Source organism: Profundicola chukchiensis (assembly GCF_029664245.1).
In the GTDB taxonomy this organism is placed as follows: domain Bacteria; phylum Bacteroidota; class Bacteroidia; order Flavobacteriales; family Weeksellaceae; genus Profundicola; species Profundicola chukchiensis.
On sequence record NZ_JANAIE010000024.1, the window covers coordinates 1 to 376 of the forward strand.

The 376-nt window shown below is 30.6% G+C and carries 1 pseudogene; it reads left to right on the top strand.

The features are described from left to right. Positions 1–242 (top strand): annotated as a pseudogene (locus NLM59_RS11540) (hypothetical protein); the annotation flags it as partial. Positions 243–376 lie beyond the last annotated feature (134 nt).

The following is a 376-nucleotide window of genomic DNA, read 5'->3' on the forward strand; positions in this document are numbered from 1 at the left end:
TTACAGGATCAGAATGCAGCTATACGGATGGTTATAAAATTCAAAATGATATTGAAGATGATATAGAGCAGGTTACTTGTCCGAGATGTGGATCTTCAAAGTATAGTTATGATGATTATTGTTATTCATGTGAAGATGAGATAGAAAATACTTGTTCTAGATGTGGTGGTCATGAGTATTATGTAAATGGAGGACTTTGTAGCGACTGTAAACGTGATGACGAAGAAAATGATGATTGGTAAGAGCTAAACTTAATTAGCTCAAGTTGAATTAATATATTTTTCATGAAAAGCTTTGGTTTTTAGTTCAATAAATATGGTAATCAAATCTTTTCTTAGTAATTTAAAACTTTAATTAGCCAAAAGTTATGCAGAGC